At 44.0% G+C, this 16,644-nt stretch carries 5 protein-coding genes and 4 rRNA genes; all 9 read left to right on the top strand.

Translation table 11 applies throughout. The features are described 5' to 3' along the window. The first annotated feature begins 75 nt into the window (after nt 1–75). The 9 genes from DRED_RS06825 to DRED_RS06865 all read left to right on the top strand — a co-directional run bounded on the left by DRED_RS06825 (nt 76) and on the right by DRED_RS06865 (nt 16,531). Nucleotides 76–3,669 (top strand): 23S ribosomal RNA (locus DRED_RS06825). A 185-nt stretch (nt 3,670–3,854) separates the two neighbouring features. Further along, nucleotides 3,855–3,971, top strand: a 5S ribosomal RNA gene (gene rrf / locus DRED_RS06830). Nucleotides 3,972–4,261: 290 nt separating this feature from the next. Next, nucleotides 4,262–6,385, top strand: a complete 2,124-nt coding sequence (gene recQ / locus DRED_RS06835) for a DNA helicase RecQ (RefSeq protein WP_011877620.1) — start codon at nt 4,262–4,264, stop codon at nt 6,383–6,385. Nucleotides 6,386–6,630: 245 nt separating this feature from the next. Then, nucleotides 6,631–7,299, top strand: coding sequence for a Crp/Fnr family transcriptional regulator (locus DRED_RS06840; RefSeq protein ID WP_011877621.1), 669 nt, complete (start codon nt 6,631–6,633; stop codon nt 7,297–7,299). A gap of 334 nt (nt 7,300–7,633) precedes the next feature. Continuing rightward, nucleotides 7,634–8,062 carry a hypothetical protein gene (locus DRED_RS06845; RefSeq protein ID WP_011877622.1) on the top strand — a complete coding sequence of 143 codons (429 nt, stop codon included), beginning with the start codon at nt 7,634–7,636 and terminating at the stop codon, nt 8,060–8,062. A 25-nt stretch (nt 8,063–8,087) separates the two neighbouring features. Then, on the top strand, nt 8,088–9,041 hold the full coding sequence (locus DRED_RS06850) for a sulfite exporter TauE/SafE family protein (protein ID WP_011877623.1): 954 nt from the start codon (nt 8,088–8,090) through the stop codon (nt 9,039–9,041). A 76-nt stretch (nt 9,042–9,117) separates the two neighbouring features. Continuing rightward, complete coding sequence (locus DRED_RS06855; protein ID WP_011877624.1) at nt 9,118–9,930, top strand: DUF169 domain-containing protein; 813 nt, start codon at nt 9,118–9,120, stop codon at nt 9,928–9,930. 975 nt (nt 9,931–10,905) lie between these two features. Further along, a 16S ribosomal RNA gene (locus tag DRED_RS06860) occupies nt 10,906–12,524 on the top strand. A 413-nt stretch (nt 12,525–12,937) separates the two neighbouring features. Continuing rightward, nucleotides 12,938–16,531: ribosomal RNA gene (locus tag DRED_RS06865) — 23S ribosomal RNA — on the top strand. Together the 16S and 23S rRNA genes form the textbook arrangement of a ribosomal RNA operon. The last annotated feature ends 113 nt before the right edge of the window (nt 16,532–16,644 follow it).

Consider the following 16,644-nt stretch of genomic DNA (forward strand, 5'->3'; position numbering starts at 1 on the left):
CAGCGAAACAAGTAAAGCGTCGACAAAAACAATTTCAGTAGGTTACCAAAAGTAACCGAGCCGAAAAGCAAGATTGGTCAAGAAAGAAAGGGCATACGGTGGATGCCTAGGCGCTAAGGGCCGAAGAAGGGCGCGGTAAGCTGCGAAAAGCCACGAGGAGCCGCAAGCAGGCATTGATTCGTGGGTACCCGAATGGGGCAACCCGGCGGAGCAAACCTCCGTCACCCTATGCTGAATCCATAGGCATAGAGGAGGGCACCCGGGGAACTGAAACATCTAAGTACCCGGAGGAAGAGAAAGAAACATCGAACCCCCAAGTAGCGGCGAGCGAAAAGGGGCGAGCCTAAACCAGAATTCTTCGGAAATCTGGGGTTGCGGGACCCTCATCACGTGATAACTAGACCTAGTCGAAGACACCTGGAAAGGTGCTGCACAGAAGGTAAAACACCTGTAGACGAAAGGTTGAACATTACAGAGGAAATCCCAAGTACCGCGGGACACGAGAAACCCCGTGGGAATCAGGGGGGACCACCCCCCAAGGCTAAATACCCATAGCGACCGATAGTGAACCAGTACCGTGAGGGAAAGGTGAAAAGCACCCCGGGAGGGGAGTGAAAAAGAACCTGAAACCGTATGCCTACAAACTGTCGGAGCACTATTCGAGGTTCGATATTCGAGATTCGAAATTCGAATGCATGTCATATCTTACGGGTCAAGTAAAAAAGACCCTAAAGGAATGCGTGTATCGAACCACGAACTTCGAACATCGAACTTCGAAGTGTGACGGCGTACTTTTTGTAGAACGGACCGGCGAGTTACATCTAACGTGCAGGTTAAGGCAGGAAAGCCGGAGCCAAAGCGAAAGCGAGTCTTAAAAGGGCGAGAGTGTACGTTGGAGTAGACCCGAAACCTGGTGATCTACCCATGTCCAGAGTGAAGCTTTAGTAAAATAAAGTGGAGGCTCGAACCGACCTTCGTTGAAAAGGAGGCGGATGAGGTGTGGGTAGGGGTGAAATGCCAATCGAACCAGGAGATAGCTGGTTCTCCCCGAAATAGCTTTAGGGCTAGCCTCGGTGGATGAATAACGGAGGTAGAGCACTGAATGGGCTAGGGGCCTTCACGGGTTACCGAACCCAATCAAACTCCGAATGCCGTTATTTTAGAAACCGGGAGTCAGACTGCGGGTGCTAAGATTCGTAGTCAAAAGGGAAACAGCCCAGACCAACAGCTAAGGTCCCAAAGATATACTAAGTGGAAAAGGATGTGGGGTTGCTAAGACAACCAGGATGTTGGCTTAGAAGCAGCCACCATTTAAAGAGTGCGTAATAGCTCACTGGTCAAGTGACCCTGCGCCGAAAATGTAACGGGGCTAAGTATATCACCGAAGCTTTGGATTCTCGAGGTTCGATATTCGAGATTCGATGTTCGAAAGGAAAACTCACATGATAAAAGATTATCATGATCTTGAAGTGTACAAGAGGGGATATAAACTGGCTCTTCAAATACACAAAACAACAAAGGGTTTTCCGCAGCATGAGTTGTATGAGATAGGGAGCCAAATAAGACGTGCGGCCGTATCAATACCGCTTAATATAGCCGAAGGATACGGTAGAAAGAACTATGTAGATGATTTTAAGAGGTTCTTAATAAATGCACTTGGATCCTGTAATGAGGTTGCAGTTTTACTAGATATGATCAAAGACCTTGGATATATATCAGATCAGTATGAAGGTTTTAAAGAGGAATACGATCATCTAGGAAGGCAACTAAACAAACTGATACAAACTTGGAAATAATCGAATTTCGAAATTCGAATATCGAACTTCGAGAATGGTAGGGGAGCGTTCTTACCACATTGAAGCAGTACCGAAAGGAGCTGTGGAGAGGTAAGAAGTGAGAATGCCGGTATGAGTAAGCGAAAAGGCAGGTGAGAATCCTGCCCGCCGAAAACCTAAGGATTTCTGGGGAAGGTTCGTCCGCCCAGAGTAAGTCGGGACCTAAGCCGAGGCCGCAAGGCGTAGGCGATGGACAATCGGTTGAAAATCCGATACCACCAAAAACCGTATGAGGATGGAGTGACGCAGGAGGGTAAGTTAAGCCAGCGGTTGGAAAAGCTGGTCCAAGCCCGTAGGGTGTAAGATAGGCAAATCCGTCTTACATAAAACCTGAGAGGTGACGGGGAGCGAAAACAAGTAGCGAAGTAACTGATCCCAAACTGCCAAGAAAAGCTTCTAACGAGGTAAGTTGGTGCCCGTACCGCAAACCGACACAGGTAGGTGGGGTGAGAATCCTAAGGCGCGCGAGAGAACCCTCGTTAAGGAACTCGGCAAAATGACCCCGTAACTTCGGGAGAAGGGGTGCCTCGGTATCGTGAAAATTGTACGATTGGAGCGAGAAGAGGCCGCAGAGAAAAGGTCCAAGCGACTGTTTACCAAAAACACAGGTCCCTGCTAAAGCGAAAGCTGACGTATAGGGGCTGACGCCTGCCCGGTGCTGGAAGGTTAAGGGGAAATGTTAAGGAAACTGAAGCATAGAACCGAAGCCCCAGTAAACGGCGGCCGTAACTATAACGGTCCTAAGGTAGCGAAATTCCTTGTCGGGTAAGTTCCGACCCGCACGAAAGGCGTAACGATTTGGACACTGTCTCAACGAGGGGCTCGGTGAAATTGTAATGACGGTGAAGATGCCGTCTACCTGCGACAGGACAGAAAGACCCCGTGGAGCTTTACTGTAGCTTGACATTGGGTTTTGGTATTTGATGTACAGGATAGGTGGGAGACTTAGAAGCTTGCACGCCAGTGTAGGTGGAGTCAGCGTTGGGATACCACCCTTTAGATATTGAAATTCTAACTAAATTCCATGAAGCTGGAATGAGGACAGTGTCAGGTGGGCAGTTTGACTGGGGCGGTCGCCTCCCAAAAGGTAACGGAGGCGCCCAAAGGTTCCCTCAGTGCGGAAGGAAATCGCACGTTAGAGTGTAAAGGCAAAAGGGAGCTTGACAGCGAGACCAACAAGTCGAGCTGGTACGAAAGTAGGGCTTAGTGATCCGGCGGTTCTGAGTGGAAGGGCCGTCGCTCAACGGATAAAAGCTACCCCGGGGATAACAGGCTTATCTCCCCCAAGAGTCCACATCGACGGGGAGGTTTGGCACCTCGATGTCGGCTCATCGCATCCTGGGGCTGAAGTAGGTCCCAAGGGTTGGGCTGTTCGCCCATTAAAGCGGTACGTGAGCTGGGTTCAGAACGTCGTGAGACAGTTCGGTCCCTATCCGTCGCAGGCGCAGGAAACTTGAGAAGAGCTGTCCCTAGTACGAGAGGACCGGGATGGACGGACCGCTGGTGTACCAGCTATCGTGCCAACGGTAGTGCTGGGTAACTAAGTCCGGAAGGGATAAGTGCTGAAAGCATCTAAGCACGAAGCCTCCTTCAAGATGAGGTTTCCCACCTTCTCGAAGTTCGAGTTTCGACATTCGATGTTCGAATTTGGGTAAGAATTTTGGGTTGTTAAAAATAAAGACCCAAAAGAAATACTTAGATCGAACTTCGAACCACGAATTTCGAACTTCGAGAAGGGTAAGATCCCATGAAGACTACATGGTAGATAGGCCGGGAGTGTAAGAGCAGCAATGTTTTCAGCTGACCGGTACTAATAGATCGAGTTCTTGACCAAAAACAAGCCTTAGGCCATGTGCCATGAGCCGTGAGCTAAGGTTAAGAATATATGACGCAATACTAAATAGCTGTTCAGTTTTGAGAGAACATAAATTGTTTGCTCAAAGGAAAAGCCAAAAAGCTCATGGCCCAAGGCCCACAGCCCATGGCTGACCTAAAAGTAATACCCAATAGCATAAAGTTTCTGGTGGCGATACCGGAGGGGGTACACCTGTTCCCATCCCGAACACAGCAGTTAAGCCCTCCAGGGCCGATGGTACTTGGAGCTCACGCTCCTGGGAGAGTAGGTCGTCGCCAGAGTAATTTTAAAAACCCTACAGTTGCAAATGACTGTAGGGTTTTGTTATATCTGATTACAAGGTAAAATTAAGTTTGCTAATTAGCCAGCAGCCATCAACCTTCAGCTTTCTGGGGTGTATTTAGGACAATAGACAGGCTATTTTTCTTAACAAACTTTTTACCTGGGGGATGGTATAATTAAGCTGTCCCCTTTGTCTTGAAAATCCGGCTGTTAAGTTGTTCAAACTATTACAATCATTAATTGATAAATATTAAAAAAGGCCCCAGAATGGCTGTTATGAGGTGGCAAAGTGTTAAAAAAAGCGAGACAAATACTAAAACAATATTTTGGTTACTCCTCCTTTAAAAGTGGCCAAGATAAAATATTAAACAACATTTTGCAAGGTAAAGATACCTTGGGTATTATGCCTACAGGTGGAGGAAAATCTATTTGTTATCAGATACCGGCACTAATGTTTCAGGGAACCACTTTGGTTATTTCACCATTAATATCTCTAATGAAAGATCAAGTAGATGCACTAAATAGCTTAGGTATTGCAGCCACCTTTATTAATAGTTCTTTGGATAGCGATGAAGTGGAAAAAAGAATTTTTGATTCTGGTCATGGAAAGTATAAACTTCTTTATGTAGCACCAGAAAGATTAGAATCTAAAAGGTTTATCAATAGTATTAAATCCTTATCTATAAGTATGTTGGCTGTAGACGAAGCACACTGTGTATCCCAATGGGGACATGATTTTCGGCCTAGCTATCTGGCCATTAATACAGTAGTTAAAGAACTAGACAAAAGACCGGTGGTTACAGCCTTTACAGCTACAGCCACCGAAGAGGTAACCCAGGATATAGTGCGATTACTATCATTGAAAACCCCAAAGATATATGTAGCTGGGTTTAACCGTGAAAATTTATCCTTCACGGTTATCAGGGGGGAAAATAAAAAGGATTTTATATCTGATTATCTAGCAAGAAATAAGGGACAAGCTGGAGTCATCTATGCTGCCACCAGAAAGGAAGTGGACAACCTTGAGCACTGGTTACAACGGAAAGGTTATGCTGTGGGAAAATATCATGCTGGATTAAATGATGATGAAAGAATACGTAATCAAGAAAAATTTATATACGATGATCTTCAAATTATGGTAGCTACTAATGCTTTTGGCATGGGTATTGACAAATCAAATGTCCGTTACGTGATTCATTACAACATGCCAAAAAATATGGAGGCTTATTACCAAGAGGCTGGACGTGCCGGTCGGGATGGAGAACCTAGCCAATGCATTTTACTTTTTAGCTCCCAGGATGTACAAATACAAAAATTTTTGATTGAACAGAATCAAGTTCCAGTGGAAAGAAAAGTGAACGAATATAAAAAATTGCAGGCAATGGTTGATTATTGTCATACTACGCACTGTTTGAGAGGTACTATTTTAAAGTACTTTGGTGAGGAAAATGTTCCCAAAGAATGTGGCAATTGTAGCAATTGTAATGATTACAATGAGTTAGTGGATAGAACTGTTGAGAGCCAGAAAATATTTTCCTGCATCTTGCGTATGCAGGAACAATACGGTGTTTCCCTAGTGGCTAATGTTTTAAAAGGTTCACAAAACAAAAAAGTAATCCAAAACGGATTTAACCGTTTGTCTACTTACGGTTTAATGAAGGAGTATACTACTAAAGAAATTAGTGACCTCATACATATTTTAATTGCCGAAGGATATATTTATTTAACTGAAGGACAATACCCTGTGGCTAAGCTCCAACCAAAGGCTATTCCAGTGTTGAAGGGTAAAGAGAAGGTTCTCCAAAAAGTTAGGAAAAAGGAATCAATAAAAGAAGCAGATAATTCGCTTTATAATCAGCTTCTTAATTTAAGAAAGGAAATATCTCAACGAAATAATGTACCGCCATACATTGTATTTTCTGATAGCACCTTACGGGAAATGTGCGTCCATTACCCTACAAATGAAATAGAGATGCTTAATATAAAAGGTGTTGGACAAGTAAAATTAGAGCATTTCGGCAAGGAATTCATGGAAGTAATTAAAAAATATCTAAAGGGAAATGTTAATAATAAAGAGACTGATCAAGAGTTGTTGCAACAGTCTGCACGGGATAAGGGTCTACCCAGTTATGTTGTTTCTCTTAATATGTTTAGGGAAGGTTTTTCTTTACAAGAAATTGCTAGGCAAAGAAAAATAAAACCAGTCACTGTACAGGACCATATTATTCGCTGTGGGGTGGAAGGATACGATATTGTCTGGGATCAATTTATTCCTACAGAATTTGAGGAATTAATCTTGCAGAAAATTGAAGAACTAGGTACAAATAAATTAAAACCGATTAAAGAGGAGTTGCCTAATACAATCGATTACATGGCCATTAAAGCTGTAATTTGTAAATACAAATTGCAATAATTAATGAAGTTAAAAACATTACCCAATAGCATAAAGTTTCTAACCCACCCATAGAGGTGGGTAAAGTTTTTCTGACTAGGGGATTATAGTATAAAATACTCTAAAGGATTAGTGAAAATATTAATTAATTATTAAATTCCTTGAACATGTTACTCATAAAGGATAAAATGATATCTGTCTGACATGAAAAAGTATTAATATAGAAAGATTATATAAAAGCTTTTATTGCAGGAGGTGGCATCAAAATGGAAACCCTAAACTATGAACCCTTGGCCTTAGAAGAAGAGGAGAAAAATCTTATTAGAGAGTATGGGACAGTAGTCAACTACCCGAAGGGACAAATCATATTTGCAGCGGGTGATACTGCAGATCGTATTTATTTGATTGAAGAAGGATTTGTAAAAATATACCGGATAACTGCAGATGGACGACGTGTTACAGTTGGTAGTATGAGAAGTCCCGGAGAATTAATGGGCTTGGCAGAGACCTTATATCACGGAGAAAGAACATGTTTTGCTGGTGCGATAAATGATGCAACTTTAGTGGTTGTAAGAAAGAACAGATTTGAAGAGTTATTAGAACAACATCCTGCCATTGCTATAAAGGTTGCTAAAACCCTAGGCGTACGAATGAGGGAAGCAGAGGCAATTATTCATGAAATGGTTTGCTGGCAAGTGCCGGGAAGGTTAGCTATGCTTCTATTAAAAATGTCTGAACGAGCAGGTGTTGAAACAGAATTAGGTACTAAAATAGACTTAAGACTTACACATGAAGAAATTGCCTGTATGATTGGTACATCTAGACAGACAGTAACATCTCTGTTAAATACCTTTAAACAAGAAAAAAGCATTGTCATTGAAGGCAGAGAAATGTATGTAGTAGATACTGAGAAACTTAATAAGTGGATAGTATAAAAGGTTGGTAAATTTATTACCAACCTTTTTAGTATGCCTATAAATTGTACAAAGAGAAAATAAGTCTGTCCATTGTCACAGCAAAGGATATATGCAAAATGATATAAATAATGCAAATAATCAGAAAATTAAAATGGTATGTCCATTATATTTCATTAAAAATGTAAAAAAAACGACAAAAATTAGGTAATAATTATGACATTTATATAGTCGCCGAAGTGACATGAAAACGAGCAACAGTTTGATAAATTATTAACAAGCAGTTGGTAAAATAATTGAAAGGGGGAAGTGATACAAGAACCATTAAATATTTATCAAAGCGAGGCTAGTTGCCATGAATGCTATTTCCAGACTAATAGGCTATTTTAAGAACCCGCATGGACAAAGAATACAAAAACTTAAAGAACGTTATCAGGAACTGGATGAGCTATCCAATGTTGCGGTAACCATAGAAGACAGAACGGCTTACAGATCCCTACAAGCAGAGATGAGGGAAGTGTTTTTTGATTATCTTACAGCCATTGTCGTCGATTCTATCTATCGTCTTGTTCCACACCTTTTGGTACTTTGGATAATTAGCTTTATATTACCAACTATAAACATACCATTGATTAACTGGCAGGTCAATATTTTTGCTTTTTACTTTTTAGCTTATTTTACTTACTATATTGGCGGTTGGTTAATTAAACCTGTAAAAAAGATTATTAAATTAAGTCTAAGAAATAATTCTAATATTACTGCTCCGTTATTTAAAACAAAATAACATTCTACATTGGAGGGAATTACTTATGCATTTTTCTATGGCAGGCGTTGATGCAAGCCCAATTGCACTTATTCTTTGGGGAATCTTTGTAGGTTACGTGTTTACTTCTGTAGGTGCTGCTGGCGGTATTCTGGCTGGTGTAGGTCACATGACCATCTTCGGCATTAAAAAAGCAAACATGGTTAAGCCCATGAACCAGGTATTAACACTGGTTAGCCCCATTGTAGGTACTCCTCTCTATCTTCGTGAAAAACGTATTGTTGTCCCCACTGCTATTGCCCTTGGACTAGGCGGTATTATCGGGGCATTATTAGGTTCTTACTTATCACACTCCTATTTGAAAGACATGTCTACCTTTAAACCTTACTTTGGATTTTTTACCCTACTAATTGCTTTCCGTTTATTCTATGAGTGCAGCCAGAAATTTATTGATGGTCAAAAGAAAGTAAAGCAAGCAAACAAAGCATTTGCCGAGAAAGTAAAAGAGCTTAAAGCTGCAGGAAGAATGAACGAGATCAAAGAAATTGGTGTTAACTTCCAGCAAGTTGGTATCCAAAACACCTTTACCTTTGCCGGTCAGGAATTTAAGTACAATGCATTAACCCCCTTCTTTGCAGGTATTATCGTAGCAATTATCTCAGCCTCCTTGGGTGTTGGCGGCGGCTTCCTGCTGGTCCCCTTTATGACCAGTGTAATGGGCTTCCCCATGTACATCGTTGCTGGTACTTCCGTTCTCTCTATCCTTGTGTCCTCCATGACCAGTATTGCAAACTACCTGACTCTAGGTAGCAAAATTGACTTTAGCTTCTTAGGCTTTGAATTAATCGGTGTTGCAATTGGTACTGTTGTTGCAGCTCACCTATCTAAGTATGTTAATGCTCGTAAAATGAAGTACTTCCTTGCCTTCATCCTTCTCTATTGTGGTGTAAAATACATGTTTGGACCCATTATCAAAGCTGCAACAGGTATTGCTATGTAATTCACGATTAGCAGAGAGGGTTGCAATCCCTTGCAACCCTCTAAAATTAAATAAAAAGTTTTTAGGGGGCCTCAAAATGCTCTTAGTTGATATCAATGAGTTAGCCAATAAAGATAAGTTGTCCTATAGAGAAATGCATATGGCACTGCAAGATTTATATAAGCTGGATTACAACCCTGTTGCCATTAAATTTTTCTTTGACCAGGAAGAGTATGACAAGTTTGAAGTTGAAAAGGTACCTGGTCCTAAGATGACGTACTGTCAAGTTGCTTTAGCCTCACGTATGGATGACTACATCACCAAATTTAATCAAGAAAAGTTGCTTTGTGGCAACGCTAAGACTGTATTTGGTATGCGTGAATCTTCTGATGAAGAAGTCGATGGCCATGTCAAGTATACTAATAACTGGGAACTTGCTAAGGAGTGCTTGAATGCTAAACCCATGCTTCCTCTGGGAGAGTTAAAGGGTATTGCAACTGCTCCTCTTTATAAAGCTACCTTTGAACCCGATGTTGTATTCATGATTACCGATACATTTCAAGCTTATCACATCTTAAATGATTATATAGGTGCAACTAAAAAGCCCACCCTTAATTTTACACATACTATTAACTCAGCAGTTTGTGGCGGAACCGTAGGATGTTATCAAAAACAAACCATAGAAATGAAAACCATGTGTGCTGGTAGCTTTACTTCAGGAAAAACTGAAAAAGGTGAAATTAATATTTTTGTTCCAGGTACACATATTGGTGCTCTGTCTAAACAATTAATTGACCGAACAGCTAAATATGGCGGATCTTCTATGGTAGGACCTGGCGGACAGCAGTACCCCGGTGTAGATGTATGTAAGAAGTGTCCGATGATTAAGTTTAAAGAATTTGAAAAATAGCATAATATAAAAACCACAGTTTTGGACTGTGGTTTTTTGTATGTATGACAAAAGTTTATGCAAATACGCACAAGTACTAATAATAAGCTTACGCTTAAGATAAGGCAAAAAGCTTAGTAAACATAGAAGGTATTAATCAACCTATGATCTATATTTGACGAAGATTTACAGCACTCATTATAATACTTAAGGGTGATGAAATGATAGATTGGCAAAGGGTATATAAATTATTGGATAAAGTTACACCCCTTAAGAAAAATTGTGGGGATCTTTGTGGAGTTGTATGCTGTACTGAGTGGGATAAAGGGGTAGGGATGTAGTGGGGAACTTATCTTATCTTTTGATAAAGAATTAGGTAGTAGGATATGTCCTTTGGTTCAAACAAATGATATTTCTCTCTTGGATCCGAAGTTTGTTAGATGTGTTAAAGAAGCATATCTTATATTATTAAACAATAAACTAATTCGGGATGATATTGAATGGCAATCCCGAAAGCTTGATTTAGAACAGAGAAATAAACTTATTGATGATATGGAAAAGAATAAATAAATTTGTATAATTTTTATATTGCCAAATCATACTTATAGTGTTAATATAACAAATGTCGCCGCGAGGTGATAACAAAAAATTACCACTTGCAAAAAGATAACTGGAAGTGGTAAAATAAAATTCCTGCCGCTGATGAAGCGGTGAGAAAATTACCAAAAACTTTCACTTGAAACTTAGTGAGAGACATGGTAAAATAAAGTTCCGGTCGCGAGGCCGGAACCAAACAAACGGTCTTTGAAAACTAAACAGAGATGATGGATGAAAAAGGTCAAGTCAAAAGTCAGTATTCATAAAGAAGACTGAAACTAAGACGACCACAAAAAACATCCTCGTCAAGCGTTAAAAAACGCTAGCGAGTAAATCAAGGATAAAAAAAGAGCCAAAACTCTTTAAGATATTGCACACCCTAAAGGGTGCGAGAAATATTTTATGGAGAGTTTGATCCTGGCTCAGGACGAACGCTGGCGGCGTGCTTAACACATGCAAGTCGAACGGTCTTCGAGGTTCGACTTTCGAGGTTCGAATTTTGAGTTCGAGTAAAGCTTAAGGGTCATTTAAAAGACCCCAAAGAAATGCTTGGATCGAATCACGAATTTCGAACGTCGAACTTCGAAGATAGTGGCGAACGGGTGAGTAACGCGTGGATAACCTGCCTGATAGACCGGGATAACAGCTGGAAACGGCTGCTAATACCGGATACGCTTGCGGAGTCGCATGGCTCTGTAAGGAAAGCTATCGTGCTATCAGATGGATCCGCGTCCCATTAGCTAGTTGGTGGTGTAACGGACCACCAAGGCGACGATGGGTAGCCGGCCTGAGAGGGCGAACGGCCACACTGGGACTGAGACACGGCCCAGACTCCTACGGGAGGCAGCAGTGGGGAATCTTCCGCAATGGGCGAAAGCCTGACGGAGCAACGCCGCGTGAGGGAAGAAGGCCTTCGGGTTGTAAACCTCTGTTTTCAGGGAAGAACAAATGACGGTACCTGAAGAGTAAGCTCCGGCTAACTACGTGCCAGCAGCCGCGGTAATACGTAGGGAGCGAGCGTTGTCCGGATTTACTGGGCGTAAAGGGCGCGTAGGTGGTGCATTAAGTTAGAGGTGAAAGTTCGGGGCTCAACCCCGTGATTGCCTCTGATACTGGTGGACTTGAGTGCAGGAGAGGGGAGCAGAATTCCCAGTGTAGCGGTGAAATGCGTAGATATTGGGAGGAATACCAGTGGCGAAGGCGGCTCTCTGGACTGTAACTGACACTGAGGCGCGAAAGCGTGGGGAGCGAACAGGATTAGATACCCTGGTAGTCCACGCCGTAAACGATGAGTGCTAGGTGTTGCGGGTATCGACCCCTGCAGTGCCGCAGTAAACACAATAAGCACTCCGCCTGGGGAGTACGGTCGCAAGACTGAAACTCAAAGGAATTGACGGGGGCCCGCACAAGCGGTGGAGTATGTGGTTTAATTCGACGCAACGCGAAGAACCTTACCAGGGCTTGACATCCTACGAAACTCATAGAGATATGAGCCTTATCCTTCGGGATAACGTAGAGACAGGTGGTGCATGGTTGTCGTCAGCTCGTGTCGTGAGATGTTGGGTTAAGTCCCGCAACGAGCGCAACCCCTAACATTAGTTGCCAGCACGTAAAGGTGGGAACTCTAATGTGACTGCCGTTGACAAAACGGAGGAAGGTGGGGATGACGTCAAATCATCATGCCCCTTATGTCCTGGGCTACACACGTACTACAATGGCCGGTACAGACGGAAGCGAAGCCGTGAGGTGGAGCAAACCTGAGAAAGCCGGTCCCAGTTCGGATTGTAGTCTGCAACTCGACTACATGAAGTCGGAATCGCTAGTAATCGCAGGTCAGCATACTGCGGTGAATACGTTCCCGGGCCTTGTACACACCGCCCGTCACACCACGAAAGTTGACAACACCCGAAGCCGGTGAGCTAACCGCAAGGAGGCAACCGTCGAAGGTGGGGCCGATGATTGGGGTGAAGTCGTAACAAGGTAGCCGTATCGGAAGGTGCGGCTGGATCACCTCCTTTCTAAGGAGAAATTAGCGAAAGCTAATTATCTAAGGTCGGTCATTCATCATCAACCTGTTTAGTTTTGAGAGACCGTACCTCAAAGGTAATCCTTTGGGGTCTAGCTATGAGCCATGGGCCATGAGCTTTTTAAGCTGAGTGGTAAGGCAAAGGCTGGTAGCATCAACCAAGAAATACCGGTTGATAAAATGGTTCTCTTGAAGTAAGATATAAATCCAGTCGCTTAGTGATTGGATAAAACAAAAGGGTTTGACTTGAGCTAACAGCCAAAAGGCACACAGCCCAAGGCCGACCCAAAAGAAATGCCTAAGAGCATTGCATTTGTTCTTTGAAAACTGAACAGCGACAAGTAAAGCGTCGACAAAAACAATTTCAGTAGGTTACCAAAAGTAACCGAGCCGAAAAGCAAGATTGGTCAAGAAAGAAAGGGCATACGGTGGATGCCTAGGCGCTAAGGGCCGAAGAAGGGCGCGGTAAGCTGCGAAAAGCCACGAGGAGCCGCAAGCAGGCATTGATTCGTGGGTACCCGAATGGGGCAACCCGGCGGAGCAAACCTCCGTCACCCTATGCTGAATCCATAGGCATAGAGGAGGGCACCCGGGGAACTGAAACATCTAAGTACCCGGAGGAAGAGAAAGAAACATCGAACCCCCAAGTAGCGGCGAGCGAAAAGGGGCGAGCCTAAACCAGAATTCTTCGGAAATCTGGGGTTGCGGGACCCTCATCACGTGATAACTAGACCTAGTCGAAGACACCTGGAAAGGTGCTGCACAGAAGGTAAAACACCTGTAGACGAAAGGTTGAACATTACAGAGGAAATCCCAAGTACCGCGGGACACGAGAAACCCCGTGGGAATCAGGGGGGACCACCCCCCAAGGCTAAATACCCATAGCGACCGATAGTGAACCAGTACCGTGAGGGAAAGGTGAAAAGCACCCCGGGAGGGGAGTGAAAAAGAACCTGAAACCGTATGCCTACAAACTGTCGGAGCACTATTCGAGGTTCGATATTCGAGATTCGAAATTCGAATGCATGTCATATCTTACGGGTCAAGTAAAAAAGACCCTAAAGGAATGCGTGTATCGAACCACGAACTTCGAACATCGAACTTCGAAGTGTGACGGCGTACTTTTTGTAGAACGGACCGGCGAGTTACATCTAACGTGCAGGTTAAGGCAGGAAAGCCGGAGCCAAAGCGAAAGCGAGTCTTAAAAGGGCGAGAGTGTACGTTGGAGTAGACCCGAAACCTGGTGATCTACCCATGTCCAGAGTGAAGCTTTAGTAAAATAAAGTGGAGGCTCGAACCGACCTTCGTTGAAAAGGAGGCGGATGAGGTGTGGGTAGGGGTGAAATGCCAATCGAACCAGGAGATAGCTGGTTCTCCCCGAAATAGCTTTAGGGCTAGCCTCGGTGGATGAATAACGGAGGTAGAGCACTGAATGGGCTAGGGGCCTTCACGGGTTACCGAACCCAATCAAACTCCGAATGCCGTTATTTTAGAAACCGGGAGTCAGACTGCGGGTGCTAAGATTCGTAGTCAAAAGGGAAACAGCCCAGACCAACAGCTAAGGTCCCAAAGATATACTAAGTGGAAAAGGATGTGGGGTTGCTAAGACAACCAGGATGTTGGCTTAGAAGCAGCCACCATTTAAAGAGTGCGTAATAGCTCACTGGTCAAGTGACCCTGCGCCGAAAATGTAACGGGGCTAAGTATATCACCGAAGCTTTGGATTCTCGAGGTTCGATATTCGAGATTCGATGTTCGAAAGGAAAACTCACATGATAAAAGATTATCATGATCTTGAAGTGTACAAGAGGGGATATAAACTGGCTCTTCAAATACACAAAACAACAAAGGGTTTTCCGCAGCATGAGTTGTATGAGATAGGGAGCCAAATAAGACGTGCGGCCGTATCAATACCGCTTAATATAGCCGAAGGATACGGTAGAAAGAACTATGTAGATGATTTTAAGAGGTTCTTAATAAATGCACTTGGATCCTGTAATGAGGTTGCAGTTTTACTAGATATGATCAAAGACCTTGGATATATATCAGATCAGTATGAAGGTTTTAAAGAGGAATACGATCATCTAGGAAGGCAACTAAACAAACTGATACAAACTTGGAAATAATCGAATTTCGAAATTCGAATATCGAACTTCGAGAATGGTAGGGGAGCGTTCTTACCACATTGAAGCAGTACCGAAAGGAGCTGTGGAGAGGTAAGAAGTGAGAATGCCGGTATGAGTAAGCGAAAAGGCAGGTGAGAATCCTGCCCGCCGAAAACCTAAGGATTTCTGGGGAAGGTTCGTCCGCCCAGAGTAAGTCGGGACCTAAGCCGAGGCCGCAAGGCGTAGGCGATGGACAATCGGTTGAAAATCCGATACCACCAAAAACCGTATGAGGATGGAGTGACGCAGGAGGGTAAGTTAAGCCAGCGGTTGGAAAAGCTGGTCCAAGCCCGTAGGGTGTAAGATAGGCAAATCCGTCTTACATAAAACCTGAGAGGTGACGGGGAGCGAAAACAAGTAGCGAAGTAACTGATCCCAAACTGCCAAGAAAAGCTTCTAACGAGGTAAGTTGGTGCCCGTACCGCAAACCGACACAGGTAGGTGGGGTGAGAATCCTAAGGCGCGCGAGAGAACCCTCGTTAAGGAACTCGGCAAAATGACCCCGTAACTTCGGGAGAAGGGGTGCCTCGGTATCGTGAAAATTGTACGATTGGAGCGAGAAGAGGCCGCAGAGAAAAGGTCCAAGCGACTGTTTACCAAAAACACAGGTCCCTGCTAAAGCGAAAGCTGACGTATAGGGGCTGACGCCTGCCCGGTGCTGGAAGGTTAAGGGGAAATGTTAAGGAAACTGAAGCATAGAACCGAAGCCCCAGTAAACGGCGGCCGTAACTATAACGGTCCTAAGGTAGCGAAATTCCTTGTCGGGTAAGTTCCGACCCGCACGAAAGGCGTAACGATTTGGACACTGTCTCAACGAGGGGCTCGGTGAAATTGTAATGACGGTGAAGATGCCGTCTACCTGCGACAGGACAGAAAGACCCCGTGGAGCTTTACTGTAGCTTGACATTGGGTTTTGGTATTTGATGTACAGGATAGGTGGGAGACTTAGAAGCTTGCACGCCAGTGTAGGTGGAGTCAGCGTTGGGATACCACCCTTTAGATATTGAAATTCTAACTAAATTCCATGAAGCTGGAATGAGGACAGTGTCAGGTGGGCAGTTTGACTGGGGCGGTCGCCTCCCAAAAGGTAACGGAGGCGCCCAAAGGTTCCCTCAGTGCGGAAGGAAATCGCACGTTAGAGTGTAAAGGCAAAAGGGAGCTTGACAGCGAGACCAACAAGTCGAGCTGGTACGAAAGTAGGGCTTAGTGATCCGGCGGTTCTGAGTGGAAGGGCCGTCGCTCAACGGATAAAAGCTACCCCGGGGATAACAGGCTTATCTCCCCCAAGAGTCCACATCGACGGGGAGGTTTGGCACCTCGATGTCGGCTCATCGCATCCTGGGGCTGAAGTAGGTCCCAAGGGTTGGGCTGTTCGCCCATTAAAGCGGTACGTGAGCTGGGTTCAGAACGTCGTGAGACAGTTCGGTCCCTATCCGTCGCAGGCGCAGGAAACTTGAGAAGAGCTGTCCCTAGTACGAGAGGACCGGGATGGACGGACCGCTGGTGTACCAGCTATCGTGCCAACGGTAGTGCTGGGTAACTAAGTCCGGAAGGGATAAGTGCTGAAAGCATCTAAGCACGAAGCCTCCTTCAAGATGAGGTTTCCCACCTTCTCGAAGTTCGAGTTTCGACATTCGATGTTCGAATTTGGGTAAGAATTTTGGGTTGTTAAAAATAAAGACCCAAAAGAAATACTTAGATCGAACTTCGAACCACGAATTTCGAACTTCGAGAAGGGTAAGATCCCATGAAGACTACATGGTAGATAGGCCGGGAGTGTAAGAGCAGCAATGTTTTCAGCTGACCGGTACTAATAGATCGAGTTCTTGACCAAAAACAAGCCTTAGGCCATGTGCCATGAGCCGTGAGCTAAGGTTAAGAATATATGACGCAATACTAAATAGCTGTTCAGTTTTGAGAGAACATAAATTGTTTGCTCAAAGGAAA

The organism is Desulforamulus reducens MI-1, from assembly GCF_000016165.1.
In the GTDB taxonomy this organism is placed as follows: domain Bacteria; phylum Bacillota; class Desulfotomaculia; order Desulfotomaculales; family Desulfotomaculaceae; genus Desulfotomaculum; species Desulfotomaculum reducens.

What these genes read in the sequence shown, in the direction of transcription:
- DRED_RS06855 (WP_011877624.1), top strand. Translation starts at nt 9,118, where the DNA reads ATGCTCTTAGTTGATATCAATGAGTTAGCCAATAAAGATAAGTTGTCC.
- DRED_RS06840 (WP_011877621.1), top strand. Translation starts at nt 6,631, where the DNA reads ATGGAAACCCTAAACTATGAACCCTTGGCCTTAGAAGAAGAGGAGAAA.
- DRED_RS06850 (WP_011877623.1), top strand. Translation starts at nt 8,088, where the DNA reads ATGCATTTTTCTATGGCAGGCGTTGATGCAAGCCCAATTGCACTTATT.
- DRED_RS06845 (WP_011877622.1), top strand. Translation starts at nt 7,634, where the DNA reads ATGAATGCTATTTCCAGACTAATAGGCTATTTTAAGAACCCGCATGGA.